The 1045-nt window shown below is 38.9% G+C and carries 1 protein-coding gene; it reads right to left on the minus strand.

The features are described 5' to 3' along the window. On the minus strand, positions 1-981 hold a 981-nt coding region (locus tag V7659_RS31230; RefSeq protein WP_335543870.1), incomplete at its 3' end, for an SH3 domain-containing protein. Between the last annotated feature and the right edge of the window lie 64 nt (positions 982-1045).

Below are 1045 nucleotides of genomic sequence, written 5' to 3' on the forward strand. Positions count from 1 at the left end.
ACTTTCGTGAATGGCATGAGCAGCCAGGTAAAGGGCATTGACGCCGTACTTGTTACCTGCATCAATAAATGCTTGTCCCTTATTAAGCAGCACACTAGGTTTATTCATCTTTTCAACATTGGCGGCGATATAATCATTAATTTTTTTCGCTGTTACCGTTGACTTGGTACGTAAATCAATAAACCTATAATCATTTGATTTTACATATGCCTTTACATAGCTTTTTGAAACATACCCAGCTTTTCCTTGGTAGGTAACTTGATACCAGTCATCATTTTGTTTTCCCTTCAAGATAACCGTCGTTCCTTTTGGAATCACAGCTAAAACTTTCGTGCCTTCACCTGCCTGCCGAAAGTTCACATCCCCTGTAATAAGATAAGTTGTTTCTGCCGTTGTAGTTACGGAAGGTTCTTTAGTACTTGTTACAGGTGAAGATTTACTGACATCCCCGCTATATATGTACACCGATTTTCCTTTATAGGTTACCCGATACCAAGTTTGACCGATACTGTTGATTACCTTTTGTGTTGAGTATACTCGGTTTGCACTAGCAAGGCTGGCAATCACTTTTTTCTTCGTATTTGGACTAGAATAAAGCTTGGCTGTTTTGTTTGTATAATAATAGGTCCCGCTTGTTTTTGTATATAGATTGTATTCCTTTACATAACTGCCGCTAATCCAACCAACTTTCGTCCTATTTTTACCTTGGGATTTGTATGTATAGGAAACTTTGTAATAACTCCCGTTTTTCTCGGTGGCATACACGACTTTTCCTTTAGGAATTGTCAGAATGGATTTGTATTTTGTGCTGGCCCCTGATCGTAATCTTAAATTGGCTGTTGTTTGAAACGATGTTTTACTAATTCGAACAAGACTGGCAGCATCGGCATGCTCGATACCGATTGGTGTGAACGGGATGGTCCCCCCGCTGCTTAAACCAGCGATTAATAACCCAGTGGATAACACAATGACTTTCCCCATGTTTTTCAATGCCCAGCAACCTTCTCTCTCTCTATAATGCAATCAATTTTTTATTTTATAAAAA

Source organism: Neobacillus drentensis (assembly GCF_036966985.1).
Lineage (GTDB): Bacteria > Bacillota > Bacilli > Bacillales > Cytobacillaceae > Neobacillus > Neobacillus drentensis_E.